The sequence below is a fragment of the Wolbachia endosymbiont (group B) of Eucosma cana genome, assembly GCF_947250645.1.
Lineage (GTDB): Bacteria > Pseudomonadota > Alphaproteobacteria > Rickettsiales > Anaplasmataceae > Wolbachia.
Window position 1 is genome coordinate 376,225 of the sequence record NZ_OX366334.1, and the last position, 24,393, is coordinate 400,617.

At 32.9% G+C, this 24,393-nt stretch carries 15 protein-coding genes and 5 pseudogenes; 8 read left to right on the plus strand and 12 right to left on the minus strand.

From position 1 onward, the window contains the following. Positions 1-64 precede the first annotated feature (64 nt). A complete protein-coding gene (locus tag OOK99_RS01860; RefSeq protein WP_264720004.1) occupies positions 65-2,311 on the plus strand; it encodes a hypothetical protein in 2,247 nt (748 codons plus the stop codon). Here OOK99_RS01860 and OOK99_RS01865 read toward each other — a convergent pair. The 4 genes from OOK99_RS01865 to OOK99_RS01880 form a co-directional block, all read right to left on the minus strand. Continuing rightward, positions 2,298-2,888: a Maf family nucleotide pyrophosphatase gene (locus OOK99_RS01865; RefSeq protein WP_017531625.1), complete on the minus strand. Its 591-nt coding sequence runs from the start codon at positions 2,886-2,888 to the stop codon at positions 2,298-2,300. The genes OOK99_RS01860 and OOK99_RS01865 overlap by 14 nt on opposite strands. Then, positions 2,885-3,121 carry a translation initiation factor IF-1 gene (gene infA / locus OOK99_RS01870; protein ID WP_007302820.1) on the minus strand — a complete coding sequence of 79 codons (237 nt, stop codon included), beginning with the start codon at positions 3,119-3,121 and terminating at the stop codon, positions 2,885-2,887. The genes OOK99_RS01865 and infA overlap by 4 nt, the downstream gene beginning before the upstream one ends. A 102-nt stretch (positions 3,122-3,223) precedes the next feature. Continuing rightward, on the minus strand, positions 3,224-5,206 hold the full coding sequence (locus OOK99_RS01875; protein ID WP_264720005.1) for a hypothetical protein: 1,983 nt from the start codon (positions 5,204-5,206) through the stop codon (positions 3,224-3,226). 158 nt (positions 5,207-5,364) lie between these two features. Further along, complete coding sequence (locus tag OOK99_RS01880; protein ID WP_264720007.1) at positions 5,365-6,642, minus strand: adenylosuccinate synthase; 1,278 nt, start codon at positions 6,640-6,642, stop codon at positions 5,365-5,367. A 179-nt stretch (positions 6,643-6,821) separates the two neighbouring features. Here OOK99_RS01880 and OOK99_RS01885 point away from each other — a divergent pair, with 179 nt between their 5' ends. Beyond that, positions 6,822-8,336, plus strand: a complete 1,515-nt coding sequence (locus tag OOK99_RS01885; RefSeq protein WP_264720008.1) for a hypothetical protein — start codon at positions 6,822-6,824, stop codon at positions 8,334-8,336. Between the two features lie 369 nt (positions 8,337-8,705). Here OOK99_RS01885 and OOK99_RS01890 read toward each other — a convergent pair. Both OOK99_RS01890 and OOK99_RS01895 read right to left on the minus strand, forming a co-directional pair. After that, positions 8,706-9,897 (minus strand): annotated as a pseudogene (locus OOK99_RS01890) (IS4 family transposase). 71 nt (positions 9,898-9,968) lie between these two features. Beyond that, a pseudogene (locus tag OOK99_RS01895) lies at positions 9,969-10,168 on the minus strand (IS481 family transposase); the annotation flags it as partial. Positions 10,169-10,281: 113 nt separating this feature from the next. Between OOK99_RS01895 and OOK99_RS01900 the strand changes: the two are divergent. Continuing rightward, positions 10,282-10,802: pseudogene (locus tag OOK99_RS01900) on the plus strand (IS982 family transposase); the annotation flags it as partial. A gap of 183 nt (positions 10,803-10,985) precedes the next feature. Here OOK99_RS01900 and OOK99_RS01905 read toward each other — a convergent pair. Continuing rightward, positions 10,986-13,256 carry a DUF1601 domain-containing protein gene (locus OOK99_RS01905; RefSeq protein ID WP_264720009.1) on the minus strand — a complete coding sequence of 757 codons (2,271 nt, stop codon included), beginning with the start codon at positions 13,254-13,256 and terminating at the stop codon, positions 10,986-10,988. A gap of 267 nt (positions 13,257-13,523) precedes the next feature. On the opposite strand from OOK99_RS01905, the pseudogene OOK99_RS01910 reads away from it, so the two are divergent. Next, positions 13,524-14,212: pseudogene (locus OOK99_RS01910) on the plus strand (IS5 family transposase). 713 nt (positions 14,213-14,925) lie between these two features. After that, positions 14,926-17,820: an ankyrin repeat domain-containing protein gene (locus tag OOK99_RS01915; protein ID WP_264719913.1), complete on the plus strand. Its 2,895-nt coding sequence runs from the start codon at positions 14,926-14,928 to the stop codon at positions 17,818-17,820. A 373-nt stretch (positions 17,821-18,193) separates the two neighbouring features. Here OOK99_RS01915 and OOK99_RS01920 read toward each other — a convergent pair whose 3' ends face one another. The 4 genes from OOK99_RS01920 to OOK99_RS01935 all read right to left on the minus strand — a co-directional run bounded on the left by OOK99_RS01920 (position 18,194) and on the right by OOK99_RS01935 (position 21,595). Further along, the gene (locus OOK99_RS01920; protein ID WP_167471216.1) at positions 18,194-18,352 is read right to left on the minus strand and encodes a hypothetical protein; all 159 of its coding nucleotides are present in this window, start codon (positions 18,350-18,352) and stop codon (positions 18,194-18,196) included. A gap of 65 nt (positions 18,353-18,417) precedes the next feature. Next, on the minus strand, positions 18,418-19,905 hold the full coding sequence (locus OOK99_RS01925) for a recombinase family protein (protein ID WP_264720010.1): 1,488 nt from the start codon (positions 19,903-19,905) through the stop codon (positions 18,418-18,420). Positions 19,906-19,915: 10 nt separating this feature from the next. Beyond that, positions 19,916-20,347 carry a DUF2924 domain-containing protein gene (locus tag OOK99_RS01930; protein WP_264720013.1) on the minus strand — a complete coding sequence of 144 codons (432 nt, stop codon included), beginning with the start codon at positions 20,345-20,347 and terminating at the stop codon, positions 19,916-19,918. Between the two features lie 133 nt (positions 20,348-20,480). Further along, a protein-coding gene (locus tag OOK99_RS01935) for an IS3-like element ISWpi17 family transposase (protein ID WP_214303219.1) occupies positions 20,481-21,595 on the minus strand; the annotation gives its coding sequence in 2 pieces (ribosomal slippage) (positions 20,481-21,322 and positions 21,322-21,595; 1,116 coding nt in all). 35 nt (positions 21,596-21,630) lie between these two features. On the opposite strand from OOK99_RS01935, the gene OOK99_RS01940 reads away from it, so the two are divergent. Beyond that, positions 21,631-22,680 (plus strand): phage tail sheath subtilisin-like domain-containing protein, encoded by a 1,050-nt coding sequence (locus OOK99_RS01940; protein WP_264720222.1) that lies wholly within the window; start codon positions 21,631-21,633, stop codon positions 22,678-22,680. 28 nt (positions 22,681-22,708) lie between these two features. Further along, the gene (locus OOK99_RS01945; protein ID WP_264720014.1) at positions 22,709-23,164 is read left to right on the plus strand and encodes a phage major tail tube protein; all 456 of its coding nucleotides are present in this window, start codon (positions 22,709-22,711) and stop codon (positions 23,162-23,164) included. On the opposite strand, the gene OOK99_RS01950 is transcribed toward OOK99_RS01945, so the two are convergent. Continuing rightward, a protein-coding gene (locus tag OOK99_RS01950; protein WP_264719384.1) for an IS630 family transposase occupies positions 23,121-24,132 on the minus strand; the annotation gives its coding sequence in 2 pieces (ribosomal slippage) (positions 23,121-23,669 and positions 23,671-24,132; 1,011 coding nt in all). The genes OOK99_RS01945 and OOK99_RS01950 overlap by 44 nt on opposite strands. 82 nt (positions 24,133-24,214) lie before the next feature. Between OOK99_RS01950 and OOK99_RS01955 the strand changes: the two are divergent. Next, positions 24,215-24,322 (plus strand): annotated as a pseudogene (locus OOK99_RS01955) (phage major tail tube protein); the annotation flags it as partial. Positions 24,323-24,393 lie beyond the last annotated feature (71 nt).

The following is a 24,393-nucleotide window of genomic DNA, read 5'->3' on the forward strand; positions in this document are numbered from 1 at the left end:
TCAATTCCCGTAATAATTGTACTAGCTAAGGCTAAAAGGCAGAGGGTTATTAGTGAGGGAAAATATGAATACTCAAAGCACACAACAATATCATGAATTCATTCGAGGATTTTTTACTTTATTCGATGAAATAAAAAAGGAAGACGACCCAATTTATAATTCCAGAGTTGGTTTTAATGCAGTAAAGTTTCTAATAGAGCACTCCGTCTGGAATTTGGAGACAGATGAAGACAAAAATAAAGCTTATGAAGTTATTCTTCCAGAGCAGAACAAGATAAAGAAAGCCGAACAAAAGCTTGAAAGTGAAGTTAAAGCAAGGTTAAAAGAGTATGTTGATGATATCGCAGGAGTTTCAATATATGGCGATCACGCAAGTATTACACTGGGAGATGACAAAAAAGAGTTTAAAATCAGCGAGTTTTTAAATAGTGACTTTTGTCAGAAGAAAGGAATTTCGGGATTTTCAACGCTGCATAGTGATGGAAAGAGCGGAATGCACGGTTTTGTTGCCGAAGAAGGAGAGAAAAGAATAAGGCATTATGTTGTAACCGATGGTTCATATGAAATGACTTTGAATTGGCATGACAAAAATGGAAAAAAATGTACTATCAAAATCAAGATTGATAAAGATGGTGTAGATCTAACTGAACGTAATGGTGTTACTGAGGAACAATTAAAAGCAAACACAGATGTAAAAATAGGTGGCTTATTCCTATATCAAATACAATTCAAGGAGAAAGGACAAGAACAAGAGAAACAACAATCATCTGAAACTTTCATAGAAAGTGATATTAGTAAAGGTATTGGCGTTCAAGCTACTCAAGATCAAGAAGTTGAGTTTAAGCATGTAACGACTAGCACTACAAATTCTAATAACGCATCTGCTAAAAAGATTCCACCATCACTGCCACCTAGAACTAGTTCATTACCTAATAATCAGCAAAAAGGTGAGTATCAGCCAATACGGATTAATAGTAGAAATAACTACAATTCTCCATATTCTGATGCTTCTTCAAGCAGTACTATTTTCACCAAGTCTGTAATCTACAATCAAGATAATACACAAGAGGATGAACGGTATGACAATCCTACATTTGCTACATTTGGATATGCTGTACCTGGAAGCCGAAAATCAGATGAAAGTGAGCAAATATCTAATAATCGGCAAAAAGGTGCAATTTTTGATCCTACAACTACTGAAAGCGCTGCACCAGTACAAGACGTTGCATTCAAAAAAGTTAAAGATGCATTTAAGTATGAAAACGCTAAAGAATCACGCAATACTGGAAATAAGCAACCACTAAATGATGTAGCTTCGATTCTTGCATGGAAAGCAAAAAATGAGTTATTACGTAGTGAAAGTGAGTATGATGAAGAATTTTTTGACTTCGAAGATGGTTGGAGCGATAACGAAGATGAGTATATAACGCTTTCAAATCCTCAATCAGATTATAAACAAGAAAAAGATTATCTTAGCACTAAGGAAAACGAAGAAAGAGGAAACGATAAACAAAAAGAAACCGAAGATAAATTACAAGAAAATGAATCTCTAGAATACAGCTCAACAGACATAAAAACAAACGATTCGGGCTATTCATCTCCAACTCACTCTAATCATGAAAAATCTCGAGTAAATTCTGGACAGTTAAAAGCGAGCCTAATGAATGTTGAACAAAGAGATGATAACCTACTTACGGAATTTACCAGTAAGTTGGATAAAGAAACTCAGAAATTCCTGCTAAAACCAGTAAATCAAAAGAAAATGAGTGGGCAAACAAAAGAACATTTATTAGCAGCTGGATTGCTAAAAGACAATGCAGCGGAGAAAGAAATAAACGACTCAGGTTACTCATCTCCAACTTACACTAGCCACTATAATTTTCAGGTCAATTCTGAGCAATTAGAGAAGAGATTAGAAACCATTGAACCAAAAGATACATTGGAAAAATTGAATAAAGGATTGAGAGACCAGGCTACTAAAGATTTATTCTCAGAAAGTATGTTGAAAGAAGTAAAAGAAGGTAAAAAATATGACCCTGTACGTAAGTTATTAGAAAGAAAAGTAGCAGAACAAGAAAATGATAATACTAATCTGACTATAGACAAAAATAGCGAACTATATAAATTGCTAGAAAAAGATGCAGCACAACTGAAAGCTGGAATAGTAGAAGAGGAAAGAAAAGATACTTTAACAGAATGCAATGATAGTCCTGATCGCAATAGAATTGCATTAGCAAATAGAAATAGAATCTGGGCTAAACTTATTGCTGAAGAAAAACAAAAAAAGGACAATGGTATTAGTATAGGTTAAAGTAATTACTTAGCAAGCAATGGGTTTCATGTAATGGTAACCCTATTACAGAAGAGTATGAGCCACGTAAAAATAATACAAACATTCCTGCAAGACCTTGTATGTTGCACCCCCCTGCCCTGTTTTTCCACTCTTCTGATGCTAAATAATATTTAATTTCTTGTTCGCTGAGACGCTTAAATTTCACTATTGTAACTACAGTCCTAATATGCTGTTTAGATTGATCAGGAGTTAATAAACACACACTGGTGTATACTCTATGCCTTCTTCCTGATAACAAGCGAACGCATTTTTCTGCTTGCTCAACGTTTTCAGCTTTGAGCAGTATCCTTCTACCACAAGCAACAACTGTATCAACACCAAGCACAAAGTAATTTGGATTTGCACTTTGTATTTTCTCGGCTTTACTTTTTGCCATACGGATTGAGTAATCTTTTGGCAGCTCTTTCTTCAAAGGCGATTCATCTGTATCTGCTGGCAAAACCAAACCTGGCTTAATATTTATTTGTTTTAGTAAGGCTACTCGCCTTTCTGATGATGAAGCAAGAATAAGATTATCTAGAGATTGTTCTATCACTTGAGCCTTTTTATTATCCTACCCTTTCTTGCATTCCTATCATAAATACTCATCTCAACTAACACTCTATCGCCTATAATAATACGTATTTTACTTCTTCTCACTCTTCCTGATACATGACAGATAATCTCATGTTCATTGTCCAGCTTCACTCTAAATTCTGCTGCAGGTAGTAAAGCAGTTACTGCCCCTTCCACTTCAAAAATTGTTTTTGATTTGTCTTCTTTTATCATTGTCGTATTATAATTTAATAATCTTTTTCAGTCTACTATAGATTTTAAATTATTATCAATACAGGAGATTTTTATACTCTACGTGAGTATTCCTCTTGCAACTTATCTCCATATAATACAAGAGGAAAGCAAGTTACCTACGTTTCTACTCTCTGCCACCTTCTCAACAGAACTTATAGAACTTATGTTAGAAGATAAATCATTATCACAATTTTCCTCATCGCTATCAAGTCCACTATCAAGGCTTGGAGATTTGTGCAATGTTGTCTTTTCTTTCAGTGGAACATCAGACTCATTATCAGGTTCACTAAAAACTTCTCCCATTAGACTATAATATTGTTTTGCATAACCACTTATGGTCTTGCTAATTTTTTGTTTATCAGTAACTTGATCTTGTTGATCCTCTAAGTATTTAACTTGATTATTTAAGTTTTCTATTTCTTCTTTCATTTCTTCAATTGTCTGAATTTGATCTGCAATGATGTCGCTGTAGTTCTCTTGCAATTCATCAATACTATCTTCGTCTTCAATGAGTTCAAGTATATCTTCTGGAAATTCCTCGTACTCGATTTCTGGATCTTCGATGTCGAACTTTACTTCTTCTTCAAGTTCATCTTTTAAATCGCTATCATGCCTCTCTAACTTTACAATTGTTTCTGCTTCTATTTCTTGCTTCAATTCAGTAGCTCCTTTTTTCAAGCTTGACATTTCTTGCTTTAATTCGACATTTTCTTTAGACGATATTTGATTATCTGGAATCAATTCATCCATTCGTTGTGAGTTAGTTTCCTCTTGAGTTCGGATTTGTTGTGAAACAACTTCTGGCTGAGTTTTAGTGTGCTGTAAATTGACTTCCAATGCATTACTATTAATAGAAGGAGAAGAAGGAAGGCTATTACCAGCATCAACTTTATGATCTAATTTCTCCTCTAGTTCCTTATCTTGATAGGCCACTATAGATTCGCTATGAAAATTAATAGGAGCAGCCTTATCCTTTTCTAGTGATTGTATTACAGCATCGTATAAGGAGAGATCTTGAATATATAATTCATCATTTTGCTTTATTAATTCTAGAATTTCCTCTGATAGCACAAAATCTTCACCATTGAATTTTAGTATTTCAGTTATGCCATCGCTACTCACATTCATAATCATGGTACACATTTCGGATCCATCTTTTGCAGGCCAAGTGCTTGTCATTTCATAATATGCACCTTCTTTAAATTCATAATATCTTTTCTTATCTTTTTGATGAGCATGTATTTCATGTTTTTTATTGCAATAGATATTCAGTTCTTTAATATCTTTCTCTTGCTGTAAAACGTCACTAATCTTTGTTGGCTCATTTTTATCGTAATGAATAAGGTTAACATTCAAAACTCTATGAGCGTTACCGGTTTCTGTGTAATAAGCTTGAAGCTCTACGTCTTTCCTCTCAAAATATTTACTTGCAGCTTTTTTTCCCTGTTCTGCCAATTCTATGCATTTATTTATATCTTCCTTAAAGCTCTCATTAGCAGACTCTGTTACTGCTTTGTCTATGTACGTTTGTTTAAAATCTCTATCGTTTATTAGGTCATAAAAACTCCACTCATCCCCAAAAGCCCTCTGCACGCAAGTGAAATTATTTTTCTCCTTTAGTTTTCTTAAGAACCACACCTTCTCCTTCAGATTTTTCAGTTGAAAGCTTATCCCTGCCTTTACACTAGAGTTTTTAGCAGGAATACTCATTTCTTCTAATTCTTTAAATAATTTATTATCTTTTATAATTGAGTAACAAAACTTTACGATAGCAGAATTTGCAAACGAAGGATCTTTTTTTATATCTTCATCAATAATTTCTTTAAAACGTTCAAATTGAGGTAGAACATAAAAATCGATTATTTCTTTTTCTGATCTTGTTTTATTAGCATGAGAGATATTATCTAATTGTGAATATAACTCTTTGAATGTATGGTAGATAAGTGTAGAGTAATAAACTTCCCTATTCAGTGAAGTTGGTCCTATACAAAAATGCTTTTCAAATTGATCACCTATTTTTCCTGCATCTACTTCTTTATCTTCCTTAGTCAAACCTGCAATCATAATATACCCCTTATAACTATATTTATATTATAACAATCAACATGTATTTAAGAAAAATCATACTGCTCACTGTACGTTTACGCTGCTACTTTGCATAATAGATTGCTTGAAGTCACACAAGTATCGTTTTTTATTAGATAAAAGTTAACAAGACGTTTTCATAGATTTTTAAGCTTAATAACATCCTCTCTATTGGGACTAGTTGAAATTAGATGAATTGGTACACCTATTAATTCTTCTATTTTTCTCACATATTTCATCAAATTTGCAGGTAATTCCTTAACTGACCTTTTGCCTTGAGTTTTCTCTTTCCAACCAGGAAATTCTTCATATATTGGCTCTAATTCTTTTTGTATTGAATGTGATGCGGGTAAATAATCATACATTTTTCCGCCATACTTATAACCAGTGCCTATTTTAATAGTATCAAAAGAATCAAGAATATCTAATTTGGTTAATACAATGCTTGAAACTCCAGAGAGTTGTACGGCCTGGCGCACTAAAACTGCGTCAAACCATCCGCAGCGCCTTCTTCTATTGCTTACTGTTCCAAGTTCCTTACCTATAGAAAATAAGCTGTCTCCAATCTCGTTATTTTGTTCAGTAGGAAATGGACCATTACCCACTCTTGTTGTATACGCTTTTGCTACACCAATAATGTGAGCATTGTAGGATAATCCTGAGCCTGTTATCGCTTGCGATGCTACGGTATTACTTGAAGTAACAAAAGGGTAAGTTCCGTGGTCGATATCTAAAAATGCGCCTTGAGCGCCTTCAAATATTATTTTCTTACCTTCTTTCATAAAATCATTTAGTATCTTCCACACAGGTTTTTTATATAAAAGAATTTTTTCTGAAATCTCTTCAATTTCCTTTAATATTTCTTCTTTTTTAACTACCTGGTAGTTAAGTCCTTTTCTGATAGCATTATGGTAACTCAGGAGAGCGTCCACTCTTTGATTGAGCTCATCTGTGTTTTCTAAGTCACAAAGGCGTATAGCTCTCCTGCCAACTTTATCTTCATAACATGGCCCTATCCCTTTGTTTGTTGTACCAATTTTGTGATTTCCGTTTAAATCTTCAAATAGCTTTTCCTTGTCCTTATGTACGCTAAGTATTAATGGACAGCTCTCGGATACCATCAAGTTGTTATAGTTTACGTCCACTCCTTTAACTTTCAATGACTCTATTTCTGAGACTAGAGCATGTGAATCAAGAGCAACACCGTTTCCTATAATAGATATTTTGTCCGCTCTCAAAACAGCAGAGGGCAGTAAATTTAATTTATAAACCTCATCATCTATTACTATAGTGTGCCCTGCATTATTTCCTCCCTGAAATCTCACAACTACATCTGCATTCTCAGAAAGATAATCTACTATTTTACCCTTGCCTTCGTCACCCCATTGCAGACCAACAATTACAATATTATTCATCACTATTTTCTAGATTAATACGTAAATATTAATGCAGCATGCTACAAATGAAAAGAGAAATCTACGCCTTTCCTATATCCCTAAAATAAAGAAATAGACTATCGACTTTTTTATATATTATAAAATTATTCATCATTATATGGTACAACTTACAGCATATTTATAGTAAGGTGTTAATTATGAAAGAGGCAAAGAAGAGTCCGGTAGTTAGATTAAAGGCCACAGCTAAAGAATTCAATTTTAGTAAATTAAGAGCAGATCAAGATAATAAATTAGCGAATTCCGGTGAAACAATGTTCTTAGATTTTCAAAGAATGAATTTTATTATTAATGAAAAAGAAATAGATAAAAATTTTATTATTGCATTTAAGGAAGGAGCTAAAGATTATAAAAATGAGATTTTTAACCGTGATAATTTTGATAACCTCTCTGAAGAAGGTAAAGCTTTTATGGAACCAGTACTTAAGGAGCTTGATCAAGATAGACTATCTGAAGTTTGGGAAAATCATTGTAATAGCCCTACAGTTGCTGATGAAAAAAAAACTGATGAATATAGAAAGGAATTTGAGAGATTTTATAACACAGGGAGAAGCTCTTATCATCTATTCTCCAAAAAAGATTACCGTGCATTAGCAAAGGAAACTTTCAAGGAAATGTTTAGATACGCTGAAGCAGAAATACCAAGTGATGCTATTTTAGAAGAGTTAGTCACCAATTGTAATCAAGCAGGGTATGGGGCTGGTATATTTAATGAATCTCATGCAGCACTCAGTAGTTGTAGCTTAATTCCACACAGTCCTAGAAAAGCGCTAAACATTTACTGCACTGATCACAACTGCATAAAAGTGACGTCTGATATGGCAATGCCTATAACCACGGTTGACAATCCGGAAGAGAAAATATGCGACCTATCCAGCTCATTAGAATTCACACTTGAATCTCAAGATAGCAAAAATGGTATAATATATAAAGAAGGTAAGTTATCACTTACTATTCCTGAAGAGCTAAAAAACTATAAAGATAATGGCAAGAGCTTGTTTGACATTATTAAAGAATATTTTCAGAAATTCTGTGCAGAACTAGGATTTAAATATGAGACAAAAATACAAATAGAGCATGACTTAGGTACTCAAATCAAAGTAAATAACTATTTAGATGGTACGATATCAACCATAGGATCAGATGCAAATGAAGAATTTATTAATCTTTTAAGCAAAAACCTCAGAGAGAAGTTATTGGAATCAGGAGTTGCTCTAGGAGGTGAAGACGTTGATGGTATTATTGAAGTTAGAGTATCTGCAGTTATGGATCTACTTAGTGATTATGCCAAATTGGAAGATAATAAAGAAAACAGGGAGTTATTAATAAGTGAAGTAGCAGATAATTTAGGGCTTTCCTTTCAAGGTAAAATATCATCAGAAGTATTAGGATCTTTACCTTCTTCGATAAAAGGTCAGGTTAATCATAATCAAGTGCAGTTTGTTGTAAATATTTTTACCAATTTAATTGTTGAAGGAAAAAGCGAAGTATACAAAGAAAAAAATGCAATTGATGCAATTCATCAGAAGATAGATAAGGCAATTGTTGAGCAAGAAAAAAGAGCAACCAACAAACAAGATATAGAGAATGATAAATGGACAGATAAAATAAAAAAACAGAGATTATCTATGGAATCACATGGGCATTTGCATTAAAGATACTGTGTACAGAGGCGTAGTATGCTCAATTTTCGCCTTTCATTTAAAGCACTCAAATTGATCAAACACACTCAATCCAAAGCGTTTGTAGATTCGATATCTTGAGTAACTTGACGCAGAGAGAATTGTATACCTTAGTCAACTTTTCTAGCGGTATCCATAAGGTAAATCATTATTTGAGTGTTACACCCAAGCCCTCTTTATTTTCCTCTGTTATCAAGCTAAAAATACCATTTGCTTTCATTATGTATACGAAACTATTATGCTTGCAAGAAAAAAAAAACTAAAAAACTGAAAAAGAGAATAGGAATTTGATATAAGTTATTCCCAAATTTGGGGAATATTCAAAAAAGCATAAGCATCAAGTTAAGAGATTGCGAGCAAATTTAGGGAAGTTAAAGTAGATACTCTAGTTTTTCTGTACTTGTCTTTTAATGAAAATCATGACCAAGTTATTGTAATCTTTTTAAGAAAAATTTTCAAACTATTAACTCTATTCTTTAGTGCTAAAAATAACTCTCTAATCCGCCTTTTTAGCTCAATAAATGCCTTTGTTAAACTGAGTTCTGTATTCTTTTTTAATTTTGTACAACTCATGAAATATGAGAATTGCACATAATTTAGCATATAATTCACACAATACTCTGTGTGGCTTCCCTTTTAAGTCTTATGTAGCTCTTGTATAGTTTAAAAACAACTCAATTTGCCACCTTACTCTGTAATACTTGCTCAGCACTAATTTTATCCTCTGGAATATTAGTTTTGACCAGTTCAACAATTTCTGATTCCTTTTGGAAGATCATGTGATTTTGCCAATTTATTAGCTTTTCTTCTTCTGGCTAGAGACTGCTCTTCAGTTAATTTATGACATATCATTCTTACTCTAATCTTTGCTTCTTTTCCCAACAACACCTTCATTTCTAAAAATAGCTTGTCTCCTAAACATTCCAATAATTCCATTTTTTGATTTGTTTCTATAGCATATACATTGGTATCAACGACTTATAAAATAAGCTCCCGTTCCATTGATCTGTTTAAAAGAACTTGAACCAAGGTCAGATATTAGCAACTTCTCCCTATAACCTTCTTACTCCCTCCGTTATGTTAAGTTGATCCAATGTCTGATTTAGGTAATCAAAAACTAATTTTAACTTTATTCCACACTTAGTGTTACTCTCATAACCTTTGTCCATAACCTTTATATAGATTTTCCATGCTGTTAGGCAAAGCTACTATCCAATGCTTTTAAATTGCTGCAAGATTCTACAATCAATTTGCAGGGTATTTTAAATAAAGCCATTGTACATTCTTTTCATAAATTCTACTGCTTCTTTAGTAAACCTGAAATCTAAACCCTGTTTCGTTATTATCACAGATTCTTCATTTAATAATTGGCACATTGTATCTATGATTCAGTTTGTAACCCCTATATTACCCAAAATTATAGCTTTTATGAATCATCAATTACTCAATTTTCTTTTCCTTTTCTGTTTCAATTATTTGCCATTTCATTGAAAAATTTGTTGAGGTAATTTGATAAGCAAGTTATTTTATTCATCATTAGTTCTCTCACTAAAATATATCCGAGAGAATTTTATATCTTCTTATCCTATCTTCTTCATACCTTTATTTCCTTAACTTGACCCTTATGCTTTTTTGAATATTCCACTCTTTGGTTAAAACTGTTGATCTTGGCTGTTTTGTTCCCATATTTACATCTTTAGTGAATGAACGTTTTTTTTCCATTTGACAATAGTTTTTGGATTAAGATTATAGCATTGAGAAAGTTTTGCTATGCTCTCTTGACTATTTTGTATTTTCCTACGCACTGCCTCTGGTGTTCTAGCGCACCCGTGTAAACCCTAGTTATGGATTAGAAAACAGATAAAAGTAGAATTAATAAAGAGGGAAATAGGGTAAACTCGAATATTTTAGCAATAATATTGATACAACTGCAATCGCTGTTTGCCACACAAAAAGGATTTCAAAAATAAAGCTTTCAAAGAGTTAGCAAATATAGGAAAGACTATCTATGGATGGTTTTTAGGTTTTAAATTACATCTGGTAATTAATGAAATAGGCGAAGTTCAAGCTATTACACTAACTAAAGGCAACGTTGATGACAGAAAACCTGTACCAAATTTGACTAAAAATTTGACAGGACTTTTGTTCGGAGATAAGGGCTATATAAAGAAAGAGCTCTTTAAGAAACTCTTCGACAGAGGCCTAAAACTTATCACTAAAGTGAAAAAAGGCATGAAAAACGCATTGATTTTACTAAAAGAGAAGATTTTATTGAGAAAAAGGTCGATTATTGAGACGGTTTTTGGTTGTTTGAAAAACAAATTTGAGCTTACGCCACAGATCGCCAATAAATTTTATGGTACATATTTTTCAACATTAATTTCATATTCCATTCAGTCAAAAAAGCCTTCTATTTCTAAGCTTTATTGCTTTAGTTAATCCATAACTGGGGTTTTAACCATAACTCCTACTTTGATGGTATTTTTTCTCACATTCTATCATACCATCACACTCTGGGACCATACACTAGGAAGTAGGAAAGATTAAAGTGGCAAAATTCACTTAAGGACGGTATCTCTATAGATGTCATCATTGAAATCACCGGCCTTTCTTTGGATGAAATTAAGAAATTAATTTAACCTTATCCTGAGTTATATGACCTTGAACAGCAGTATCATTTAGATGACTTTCTGGCTTAAAGCTTGTTTTTTGTTCCTTTACATCATTAACTTCCGGCATGCTGTTTCTATTCTTTAGTATATCTTGTATTAATTGATTTATTCTTCTTTCTACTATTTGCTTACAGGATTTTACATTTTTAAATTTAGCTTTTAAATCTCGACTACCTTCTTCGAATATACGTAATGCTATAGATTTTGTAATATCATCAAAATTACCTTTATTGAATCTTTGGACAATCTTTTTCTTCATTTGTTTAAAGTTAATATTTGATTTTTCTAACTCTACCCTTTCTGATATAATTTGCTTTACTGTTTCAATGATTTTATCTTCCATAACTTTTAAAGGTTGAGAACTACCTGTATCTTTAGCTTGTTCATAAGGAGGAAAAACCTGAAAAAAATAACCTGTTGCAAAATTGAATAATGAAGATAACTTATTCCCTACTACACCTATACATCTCCTTGTAGTATAGCTCATTTTATCATCTTGTAATAAAATATTCCGTACAGCACTACTTGCTTCTATTTTCTGATTGCTTAAATCTTTAGTACAAAGCTCATGTAGTAATTGATTATCTTCTTCCTTTTTTTCAGCATTATGGCTTGGGTCTGAAGTAGGTATTTGTCTATCACATGCTTTATCATAATCTTCATTAGTAACTTGCAAGTCTACTGTAAATTGCTTTGATTTACATAACAATTTACCATTTTTTATTATTCCCAATTTATCTAACTTATTTACTTCCTTTAACACTTCATTAGCGTAGATTACCTTCACTTTCACTAATTTGCTGTATATCTTGGAGAGATCTGTATCAAATACTTCTTTTAAACCAGATCGATCCTCTATTTTACTTACAATTTCATAAAGAATCTGCAGACCGGATAAGATATCTGTTCTCGACCAACTATCCTTTAAGACATTAGCATTACTGTTATTTACACTAATACTTAAACACTGCATCAAAGGAATGAGAAATTCACTTTCAGATATTATTAAGTCCTTTAACTTGAGCTCAGGTAAGTCTTGAATGATTTTGGAAGCAAATCTTATATCAATACATGATTCTAATAACTTCTGTTTTTTCGCAATAATGTAAATTTGCTTCTTTAGCTTAGTAATGAGAGCCTCAAATTTAAACTTATTATTAGACCATTTATCCATATTAGAAACATTCCACCTACATAGTGCTTTATAGGTTCTATAAATATCCTTAAGGTTATAATTCTTATATACCTCATTTAGACTTGCTAGATTAATAATGAGAAACTTTAATTTATTTTGCTCCTTACTTGTCCACTTACTATCATTAAAAATATCTAACTTCAAGAAGGCATTGAAAGTATTAGCAACACCCTGAGAATCAAATTCTCTATATATTTTTTCTCCTTTTTCTGCCAGGTTAATAATAAAATTTTTGATACTTTTTATCTGATCATCATCCCATTTTTTATTATCAAAAACACTAAACTTATATAAAGCATCATAGCTATTAGCAATATCCTGAGAATTGAACTTCTTTGAGGGTTGATTTATCAATTTAACGATGAATTCCTTAGCCCCTTTCAATTCCTCAATATTCCACTTAGATAAAGCATTTAAGCTATTAGCAATATCCTGAGAATTGAACTTCTTTGAGGGTTGATTTATCAATTTAACGATGAATTCCTTAGCCCCTTTCAATTCCTCAATATTCCACTTAGATAAAGCATTTAAGCTATTAACAACTCCCTGAGAATTGAACTCCTTCGAGGATTGATTTCCTTGCTTGACTAACTCAACAACAAATTCCTTAGCTCCTTTTAATTCCTCAATATTCCACTTAGATAAAGCATTTAAGCTATTAGCAATATCCTGAGAATTGAACTCCTTCGAGGATTGATTTCCTTGCTTGATTAACTCAACAACAAATTCCTTAGCTCCTTTTAATTCCTCAATATTCCATGGATCAAATTCATCAACTATAAAACTTCCTTTCTCTGCTAGCTTAACGATGAGCTTCTTGAAATTCTCTTGATCTTTTCTTTTCCATTTTTTATCAAAGATATGTAACTTTGATAAAGTATTTAAAGTACCAGAAATATTGATAGCTTCCACTTTGCCTAATTTATCAAAGCACATCACCCATTCTTTTACCGTGTCACTTATCTGATTAATTTGGTTTAATTTCTTTAACTTTATTGAAAAGTCACTATGATTTTTAAAAAACATTTTCATTACCTAATTTTTTGCTATATATATAAATCTTGTAGAAAGTAAAAAATCTTATGTATCATTACCCTAAACTTATAGATTTAAATAAAAGTTTTTTACATTTCTATTATAGCACTTCATCTTTAAAGCTTGTTAAGCCCTACTCAGAAATTTTTTTATGCAATGAATTACTATTAATTTACTAGGCTCTGTGGACAAAAAATATGAAGATGGGAAAAAAGTGGTAGTTTAACCCAATGAACATAAAAATGGAGAAACTACCGAATGGAATACTATATAAAAGAAAGAAATTGGAAACAAATTTTAGAGTTCATAAAAGGAATGCATAGTAAAAACGAAAAACGTTTAAATAGAAGCAGTGTGGTATATGGCGAGAAGTGGTTGTCAATGGAGACTTTTGCCGAAAATATATGGTAATTATAGAAGTGTACACAAACGATTTAAGAGATGGTGCGAAAGTAGTATTTGGAAAAATTTATTGGAGCACACAAAACAAGAGCCAGACTTAGAAGCCGTCATAATCGACGATTAGAGCCCATCCATGTTCGGCTGGATATACACAAGATTCAAAGAATCAAGAGGCTTTAGGACGAAGTAAAGGTGAACAAAAATACATGCACTTGTTGACGCACTTGTTAAGTTCACTCTGACTCCTGGTCAAAGAAATGAAATTACGCAGAAGCAAGTGTTAACTGAAAGTATCTACAACTCTGCTGTAGTGGCCGATAAGGGCTACGATAGCAATGCTTTTGTTTGAAAATAAGGAGCCACCAAAACGGAATAGAAAAGTGCAGAGGCATTATGATGAGCATATTTATAAAGAACGTCATTTGATTGAGTGCTTTTTCGGTAAAATTAAAAATTTTAGGCGCATTTTTTCCAGATTTGACAAGACCGCAGAGGTCTTTATGGGATTTCTAAATTTTGTCAGAGCTCTTATATGGCTTCTCTAAAATTTTGTCCACAGAGCCTAGTACTATTCAATAGTAATTGAGTTAATATGGCCATTTTCAGTACTCAAAACCAGCAAGCGTGAGAATAATTTGTTTTGGAATGGGTTGGTCTACCAATCGATACATACGAACTTTTTAATATGGTAATTTTATTGTACGCTAAAACTAGCCACATTAGCCCATTTCATCCATATCTACATACGAACTAATTTGCTCAAGCTTATAGAAATAATTTAAATCTTCTATTTTTATAACCTTATTTTTACGCGGCTTGTTCTCACAAATATACGACCTTTTTTGCAATCTTAGGAAGAGTCAATAATTCAATTCCTTATAACACTAGCTAGCATGGTATCTTCACTAAAATATTTTTTTAAAAAGTTAGTTGACTTATAAATAATTCTCTACTAATACTAGCATATGTTTGTTTATTCTGCTGAAGTGGCTCCGCAGGTTACTGTATAAGCTTCAGCAGTTTTTGTACTCCTTTAAAGCATCATATTCCTATATATTAAATATAGCTGGTGTTCTCAATTTTGTTGATCTATAGTAAAATTGGCTAAAACTTCCAGTAATAAACAACTTTTAACCTAGCAGTACTCACCATAAAAACTTAACAAAAATATGAGTAGTAAAAAGATTATGTTGAAATTAGTTTGACACATACTACACATTCTATATAATATATTCTATATCTAGAGCTAGCAGGTAATATGGGTACAGGGTCAGTAAAATATATTGCAGAACCTATCAGTGAACAAAGCAAACACACTGATGAGCAAAAACTGAAGTGTGACCTAAGTGCTGGACAAGAGTGTTCAGAAATAGGTAGCCCAAAAACAGAAGCAACTGAATTACCAGTAGATAGTTATTATGAATTCATTAAGCGAGGTTTACTTTGGGCTGATAGAAGTTTGATAGATGATAAAAAATACTTAGAGGATTTAATAGATGAGTGGCTTATTCATGCACCTAACTTAAAACTGGAAGAGAGTCAAAAAAAGTTAAATCAAAAATTACTCAATAGTATTATAAAAGATTTTAATATGGGGAATTATGACTCATTTTCAAATCTTAAGCAGTTTTTAGAAAGTAACGAGAAAAATAAAGACCTGAAGTACGTTCTTAATCTAAAAAGAGGGCATCTAGGAACAACAGTATTGAATGTGTTTGTCGCACACGATGAAGCCATTCATCCTCTTCTCAAAGCTGGTGCTGATCTAAATATGCAGGATAATAAAGGTAAAACACTTTTGCATGATACTGCTATTTATTCCAGTGAGTATGAAGGTCTAAAGTATCTCTTAGATGCAAAAACTGATCCAAATATACAAGATAAAAAAGGTAATACACCTTTACACTATTATGCTGCTAATTGTAATGATTATAGCAGAAAGGTTATGGATTTACTCATAAGCAAAGGAGCTGATTTAAACATAAAAAATAACAATGGAAAAACCCCACTGCAAATTGCAATTGATAGCAACAATATTATAGAGTGTTTTTTAACTGACAACCAAAAAAAGTTAAGAGACCAACTACGTAAAATGGTTAAAGCTACAGATTCTGATGAAGATTGGGATAATCCTTATGGTCCAGGTGTTGAAGATCTGAAAAAATTTTTAGATAAACATAAAAATAACCAAGATTTAAAGATAGTTTTAAATGTTAAGGGTGATAGTTCAATTTGGCCGTTTTGTCAATTTCCTGATGTAAAAGCTTTACTCTTAAAAGCAGGAGCAACTGACTTTGTAGGTAATAAGCAAGATAATTGTGAAAAATGTGATAGTCTCTTATCAGAGATGTATCAAACAAATCAACTTGCTAAGCTAAATAAGTTTTTGAGTAAGGTAGTAAAAGCTAAAAGCATGATTGAACTACAGGAAGTTGTAAATGAGATTATAGCTTCTGGAATGAGATTAAATTTTGCTAAAGACAAAGATTATTACTTTGCAGATCACGTACTAGAAAAAATTGCTCAGCTAGAAGGAAGCTATGGAATTGCCAGTGATATAGTATGTGCATTAATATCGAGAGGAGCAAAGTTAAAAAACTCAGATAGTTTAAAAGTCATTGATACAATAGAACGAGAGTTTAAAGATCATAAAGCTAATGTAATCAAGGCTCATGTAGAGTACATTAATTATGCTGAAGAATTTTTTAGAGTTGCAAAGGATGCTACCAGTGGTCAACTGTGTGATGGAAAAATCGATAACAGTGTATCTTACTTAGAATACTCAGAGGATAGTATAATAGATGTTGCAAAAATCACAGATAGAACAAGGAATTTAGGAATACCTCAAGGAGAAAAAGGATATGGAAGGAGTGTAATAAAAATTGGCAAAAGTGAGGTGGAAATTATAACCCAAGATGGCATAAGGAATTACACAGATCTTACAGAAGGCAGCGATGTAGTATTAACTTTCTATACTAGTTTGGGAAATGTAGACGTTAGGCTGTATCCTGACATACAGAATAAAAGCAAAATTATAGTAGAAGTGAGTAATAGAGAGGAAATATTAGAAAAATTCAAAGGTCGCGAAGAAGAGTTAGGCAATGATTGCGAGCTTGGTAACTACTGGGTCTACGATGCTATTGAACAGGGATATTTTGAAAGGTCTGGAAAATTAATGCATCCTGAAGTAATAAGCGAGTCTAACAACAAATGGACAGAACGTGAAGAGTTAAGAAAGGATTCTATGGAGGAAGTTGCTAGAAGGCATAAGTTATTACAAGATTTACGCAATATTGAGTCTAATATTGTAAAAAAGGAGAAGAATTTTGACGTAAAAACTTACCTGATAGATATCTTTAAAATTTTATCTAGGTTCTATGAAGAAAAAGGGGATATTTCTAAAACAGACTTAGCTAAAGCAGCAGAAAAGGAAAGTAAAAAATTGGGGTTAGAAGGTAAATACAACTGGAGTAAGATTTTTGGTTTAGAGGAAGAAATTATTGAAAAGGCAGAAAAACAAGGTGATAAAGAGCAAAAATCAAACATACCTGATGACTTCTATTTAGGGCACGCAATCAATAATGGAAGCTGTTTTTTTGATTCATTCAGGCAAAGTCTGGAACAACAGAAGGGAATCAAAGTTACTGTAGAGCAGTTAAGGAATGAGTGTAAGAGATTTGCGCAAGACAATCCTCCAGAGTGGTTTATAAGTAAAATTGGCAACGACTTTGATGAGGTTGAAGGTGAGTTCGTAAATCGTGGAATTACGTGTAACCAATATATCAATAGCATTGGAAAGAATGAATTGTGGGGACGTTCCGATGTCGAGGGCAGAGTACTTTGTAGTAAGTATGGTGTGAAATTACATGTTGCAGAGAGTAATCCATTCAATGCTACTGATGAGCAACAAGATCCATACTTGCATCAACTAATAGATAGTTCAGGATCAAGAAGTGCAGGTGAGTATAATAGGATAGATTATGATGACAATAATGTCTTACATATAGTAAATAAGGGAAGTAATCATTTTCAACCCCTACTTTGTAGAAATAAGGTCTTGGCAAAATGCTATTCAAGCTCACCAAGGTGTAATATGGACGAGTTAAAGATAGAATCTCACCAACATAAGTCACTACCTGTAAGTGGATCATAGCTCGGTATATGACTTGCTACACAGCAATGATGGAGGAAGTTTATTTAGATGGTTAAAGAAGAATTTATTTTATTTAAAAAGTTTACTTAGCGCTTATCAATTTTCAAGCACACTCTCAGATTCAAAAAGGGCTATAGATTGCTCCACATGTACTATAGTGTTTTCTAAAATAAATGATAGTGCACTAACATACAAACTCGCAGCTTTTAGGGGGTAATCTCGTAATGAAAATTTATCATTCATTTTCGAAACTACTATACTTTCTGGAGTTGTGTGCTGGGGTTTAGAGTATTGAATTTTTTGATGTTTATTTGATGTTTATTCGATACATTTTCTACCACTATTGCATTTGATATGCTAAAATCTTCATCATTTATATTGATATTTTGTATAATTGAGTGTCGATTCCTGTAGCTTTTTCAGCATTAGTTTGTTCTTTTACCTCAAGATCTCTTGGTACATCAGAGGTCCTTGATTCCTCTATATCAACTGCAGTAGCAGCAATTTGGCTACCTTTCTTATTTCTCAGCAATACCTTTCAATAGTTTTGGTGTTTTCATAGTTTCTCTCCTTTTGTTGTTTTTATAAACGGTATAATTACGCCGCTAATCCATAAAATTTCTCCAGTTGCTCACTCCACAGCATCGGTATTTCTCTTAAATCAACTAACTTCAAACCCCTTGGCTGTCTCCCATTTACTATATCTTCTTTAATTTTTGGTGCTAAATAATTTAACCTTAAAATTTGCTGTATACGTCTTGTACCTATATTAATTTTGGCACTCAGCTCTTTCACACTTCTATATTTCCCTTTCTCTAGTTGCTGTTTCCATAGATGGGCTCTTACCACTGCTTTGAGTAACGCATTGTTTGTTTTTCCTTCTGGTTCAATTACTGTACATTTGCTTACTTTCTTCTTTATTGCTATAAACTCCACCTTATCCTCTGAACTCACCTCTATTCCATCGTCTCTTACCATTACCCCACTTATTAAGTTCCTTACTACTTCCTCCTGTTTTCCAAAACTTAAATTTTTCCATTTTTCTTCGGTCTTTTCTTTCCAATTTTCATATAGCTGTTCAGCTTTCTTCATCACTTCTTTTTCTACTTCTCCTGCTATTACATTTCGGTTTTCTGATCCACAACCTTTTCCCCTTAAATGATTGTTGCATACGTAATATCGGTACCTTTTATTTTCTTTTTTTGAGTATGTCAGCGTCATATTTACACTACAGCTCTTGCACTTAATTATTCCCCTAAGCAATGCTTCCTCATATTTTGCTTTTCTATATGGTTGATTCCTTATCAATTCCTGCGCTTTTTGCCATTTTTCCTCTTTTATTATTGCTTCATGCTTTCCCTCATACTCTTTCTCATAATGCCTTATTTTTCCCATATATATTGGATTTGTTATTATTCTCCTTACCGTCGCTTTTTTAAAGATATCTGATTTTGTTCTGTAACCTTGACTATTTAGCTCCCTTGCCAATTCTGCCATTGATTTTAGCTCCAAATATCTTTCAAATATGTGCCTTACTATTTTCGCTTCTTTTTCATTTATTATTAATTCTTTATCTTTTACATCATATCCAAGCGGCAAAGTTCCCCCCATCCACAATCCCTGCTCCTTTGATGTTGCTATTTTATTTTTTACCCTTTCTACGATCATTTCTCTTTCTAGTTGTGCTGCTCCTGACAATACCGTTTGTACAAATTTTCCCATTGGCGTATTATTGTCAAATATTTGTGTTACTGCTACAAAATTTACTCGGTGCCTTCTAAAAAATGACGTTACTTCAATGCTGTCTTTTGTTTCTCTTGATAGCCTATCTAGCGTATATACTACTACACAATCTACTTCTCCTGTTTTTACATCTTCAAATAATTCCTTTATTGCTGGTCTTTCTAAATTTTTCCCTGAATATCCGCAATCATCATACCTTTTTACCAATGCTACCCATCCTTCTCGGCTTTTTATATATTTTTCACATGCTACACGTTGCGCATCAAGACTATTAAACTTTTGTTCTAGTCCATCCTCATTTGATTTTCTTGTATATATCGCACACCTTACTTCTTTTAGCATTTTATTCTCTTCAATTTTCATTTTTATCACGCATCCCAAATAATAAAGGTCCGTTGTAGCTCATTCCCATTATTTTTCCTGCCACTGCTGACAATGATGTATAAAACTCTTCTTTGTAGATTAAACCCTTATCTGTTACCATTACCGCATGCGTCTCTTCTCCTCTCTCTAATATTAGCTCTGTTCCTGCTACTGGAAGTTTGTCACTACTTATTCTTTTTCCCTTCTCTAGCCGATCTGCCAGATACTCCAGTCTTTTTGCTCCTTTTCTTGACATTTCTCCATACGCTTTTTCCTGCATTCTATAAGCTAATCTTGGTATCAGATATTTCTTTGAGTATCTAGGCGCTTCTTTCCCAAATACCTTCTTCCACGTTTTTCTCAGCTCATCCAAAGGTTTTCTCTCTAAATTCATTACTTTCTTTTCTGTTTCTCTTTCCATATTTTCAGCCTCTCATAGAAGGTATAATGCACCCATTTGTCTAGACCATTTTTTTCAAAGTGATCCGATTTTTAAAATGAATATGTTGATAAATACGTCGACACACATTTAAAGTATTTATCAATATATTCATTTACTGTTTATGATAATAAAGATCAGCAGGAACTTTATAATGTAGAGTCTGATGTCGCCTTCTATAGTTATACCAAGCAACAAAATCATTTATTATAAGATTTAAATCTCTGATACTATTTGGTCTATAATAATATATAGCTTCTTGCTTTAAAGTTCTCCATAAGCGCTCAACAAATATATTGTCGAAGCAACGTCCTTTATGGTCCATACTGATTTTAATATTAGCACGCTCTAATTCCATAATAAAGTTGTAGCTAGTAAACTGCACCCCCTGATCACTATTAAAAATCTCAGGTTTACCTTGTTTTAGAGCTTCTTTGAGAGTATAAAGGCAAAATCCAGCATCGAGATATGGTGATAATGAATGAGCAATAATATAGCGACTATACAAGTCCATTATTGCCACAAAATAGATAAACTTACCTTCTACCATAATATATGTTATATCAGTAGCCCATACCTGATTAACTCTACAAATAATCAAATCTTTGAGTAAATAAGGATATATTTTATGCTTTTTTTCTTTAATACTTGTATTACATCTTTTTCTACAATACAGCCCACTAATCTTCATTTTTTTCATAATTCTTAAGATTTTTTTGTGATTGACTACTACTCCACTCGCTATGATTTCAGCAGTAATTTTACGATATCCATAACGGCAATCAGAAGCCAAATATACTTCTTGAATCAAATTTGCTACTTCACTTTCGTTATTAATTATAGGCCTATAATATAGGCTAGATCTGCAAATCCCCAATAAATCAGCCTGTTTCCTAATTGACAGATCAGAATCTTTTTCTATAAACCTTACTCTATCTTTTTTGCTTATTTCAGTAATTTTTTTTTCAAATAGCTATTTTCCACTGTCAATTCTCCTATTACTTTATGTAAACTTTCTATTTCTTGCGCTAAGATTCTTTGTTTTCTCGCACTTTCACTTTCTTCAACAAATAGGTCTTTTAACCTTGCCAATACTCTATCACGCCAATCATATAGATTTGTTGATGGTATTTTATATTCACTACATATCTCAGCTGTGCTTTTTTGATTTTTTATTGCTTCCAAAGCTATCTTTGCTTTTAACTCTGGTTCATATTTTTTTGTTGCCATACTTTTACCCCTTTACCTTCCTACTCGGATCAACCATTTTTTTTTGGTCTAGTTTATGGGGTGCATTATACTTTAAAGAAGCGGCAAAACTTGGCAAAAAGGGAACTCTTTTTTCAGCAATAACTGGAGTATTTACCCAAATTGGTGCAACAGTTATAGTAATTAGAGTTGAAGAGAGTGAAAACATCAATCCAAAATTAAAAGAAGAAGAGACGCTGAAAAATATAATTGGCGGTGTTGATAAAGAGACTGGAGAGTATCAAGGGATAGAGGCATTCCTCAGTAGTGAAAGCATAGTTCATGTTGCTCCAAGAATATTAATTGCACCTCAATTTACTCACCAACTACCAGAAGATGGCAAAAATCCAGTGGTTGCAGCATTAATTCCTATAGCAGAAAAGCTGAGAAGCATAATAGTAGCAGATGGACCAAATACTAATGATGAAGAAGCAATAAAATGGAGAAAAAGTGTAGGCAGCTCAAGAGTTTACGTAGTTGATCCATGGGTGAAGGTACTTATTGAAGAAGAAATCTTGCCAGCAAGCCCATTTGTAGCTGGTTTAATAGCAAAAGTAGATAGCGAACAAGGATTTTGGCACTCACCTTCAAATAAAGAGATAAATGGTATTGTTGGAACAAGCAGGCCTATTGATTTTACGCTCGGTAATACAAATTGTAGAGCAAACCACTTGAATGAAAATGAAGTAACAACGATAATTCATCAAAATGGCTATAGGCTTTGGGGAAATAGAACATGTTCAAACGATTCGAAATGGGCTTTTCTATCAGTGAGAAGAACTGCAGATTTAATTAACGATAGTCTGCTGCGAGCTCATCTCTGGGCAGTTGATCGAAATATCACCAAAACTTACATAGATGATGTGATTGAGGGGGTGAATTCTTATTTGGCCAATTTAAAAGCGCAAGGAGCGATTATCAGTGGAAAATGTTATGCAACTTCAGAATTAAACACACCAGCAAATATTGCAAGTGGAAAAGTATACTTTGATTTTGAGTTTACACCACCATATCCAGCAGAACAGATTACTTTTCGTTCACGGCTGGTGAATAGTGAAATATCGTAAATTTTATTAAGGGAAAAAAGGAAGAAAGATGCTACCAAAGATTTTAAAGAATTTTAATGTGTTCGTAGATGGTCGGGGTTATGCAGGAAAAATAGATGAAATTACGCTGCCAAAGCTTACCATAAAAACTGAAGAATATAGAGCTGGTGGTATGGATATTCCAGTAAATATTGATATGGGCATGGAAAAGCTTGAAGCAGATTTCACTTTTTCTGAATACGATACAGAACTCTTTCGGCTATTTGGGTTGATAAATGGAAATTCAGTAGCTTTGACACTCAGAGGTGGAATGCAAGGGAGTGGTAGTAACGATATTGAAGGAGTAATAATCAACCTTAGGGGCATATTCAGAGAATTTGATTTTGGTAGCTGGAAACCTGCTGAAAAAGCAACGCTGAAGTGTACTGTAGCTGCTCATTACTATAAACTTATACCAATTCTCATTGTTGTGGAGTCAAATAGGAAACAGAGCAGAGTTGTTTAATTGTAGAAGTAGCAAGAGAGGTAAGAAATTTGCATAAAGTGCTCTCAAGCAAAGCAATAGTACTGTATATTTTATTGCGCAAAATGTTCTGTTTTATATATAACCAAAGCCTCTCAACAGGATTAAGTTCAGGTGAATATGGAGGTAGGTATATAATCTCAATGTTTTTAGGTACCTTTAAATTTTTTGACTTATGCCAACTAGCACAGTCCATAACAAGAACAGCTTCTCTTGTCCCTAGATATTGCAACATTTGCTCAAGAAATATATTCATGCAATCAGTGTTAACATTTGGTGCAAATAAGCTAAAACTCTCTCCATTTTTAGGATTAACTGCACTGTAGAGATAAAAATTATGCCTACCTAACTTTATTTTAACCCGAGTTCTAGTACCTTTTTTAAACCATCCATGCCCAACTTTCGAATGTGTGCCAAACCTTGATTCATCAAAGAAAAATAGCTCTTTTTCAGGATACTTTCCAATAACTTCATTGAGATTTTTTTTTGAATTCCTCTTGTTTACTTTTATCTTGTACGTTGTGTACTGGTCTTGGTGTAATATATGAAAATTTCATCTTTTGCATATGGCGGTGTACTGTAGATTTGCTAATATTTAAGTCGAACTTTTCCTGTATTCTTATTCTCATTTCTTTAATGGTAATATTAGGGTTTTCTTCTATCCATGCTTCAATTTGCTGTAGTTGAGCCTGATTTAATTTAGTTTTTCTTCGGCGTGATCGAGGAGCAAACAGTTTTTCTTCTCTGCCAAATTTCAAGAGTTTTATCCACGAAGTTAGTGCCTTTCTTGAAATGCAATATATTTTTGCTACAGACGTTATACTGTACTTTTTTGCTGCAATTACAGCGTTTAGTTTTTTTGAAACATATGCATTATTCCTTACTTTCTTCAGCATCTCTTTTGCTGATTTTACTACTTCTTCATCCAATAATTTTGATCTGAGTGCCATTTATACCTAAACTATTTCACTTATTTCATTATGGCTTTTCTTCCATTATTGTCTATCTGTTTCCCGTGTAACGGGAATTGGTATTACTATCGGTAGTAATGAATTAATAGAAATCGATGCTGAGAACATGATCCGTAAGATTAACGGTGTTGATCAAATGGCCTTGCTGCAAACGATTTTAGGGATTTAATGGAATAGATGGATGCCTTTTCATATAACCACTTTTTTATTGAAAAATTACTGATAATACTGTATAATTAT

Bases quoted from the DNA above. Each gene is read 5' to 3' on its own strand.
- OOK99_RS01860 (WP_264720004.1), top strand. From the start codon at position 65: ATGAATACTCAAAGCACACAACAATATCATGAATTCATTCGAGGATTT.
- infA (WP_007302820.1), bottom strand. From the start codon at position 3,121: ATGATAAAAGAAGACAAATCAAAAACAATTTTTGAAGTGGAAGGGGCA.
- OOK99_RS01875 (WP_264720005.1), bottom strand. From the start codon at position 5,206: ATGATTGCAGGTTTGACTAAGGAAGATAAAGAAGTAGATGCAGGAAAA.
- OOK99_RS01880 (WP_264720007.1), bottom strand. From the start codon at position 6,642: ATGAATAATATTGTAATTGTTGGTCTGCAATGGGGTGACGAAGGCAAG.
- OOK99_RS01885 (WP_264720008.1), top strand. From the start codon at position 6,822: ATGAAAGAGGCAAAGAAGAGTCCGGTAGTTAGATTAAAGGCCACAGCT.
- OOK99_RS01905 (WP_264720009.1), bottom strand. From the start codon at position 13,256: ATGTTTTTTAAAAATCATAGTGACTTTTCAATAAAGTTAAAGAAATTA.
- OOK99_RS01915 (WP_264719913.1), top strand. From the start codon at position 14,926: ATGGGTACAGGGTCAGTAAAATATATTGCAGAACCTATCAGTGAACAA.
- OOK99_RS01925 (WP_264720010.1), bottom strand. From the start codon at position 19,905: ATGCTAAAAGAAGTAAGGTGTGCGATATATACAAGAAAATCAAATGAG.
- OOK99_RS01930 (WP_264720013.1), bottom strand. From the start codon at position 20,347: ATGGAAAGAGAAACAGAAAAGAAAGTAATGAATTTAGAGAGAAAACCT.
- OOK99_RS01945 (WP_264720014.1), top strand. From the start codon at position 22,709: ATGCTACCAAAGATTTTAAAGAATTTTAATGTGTTCGTAGATGGTCGG.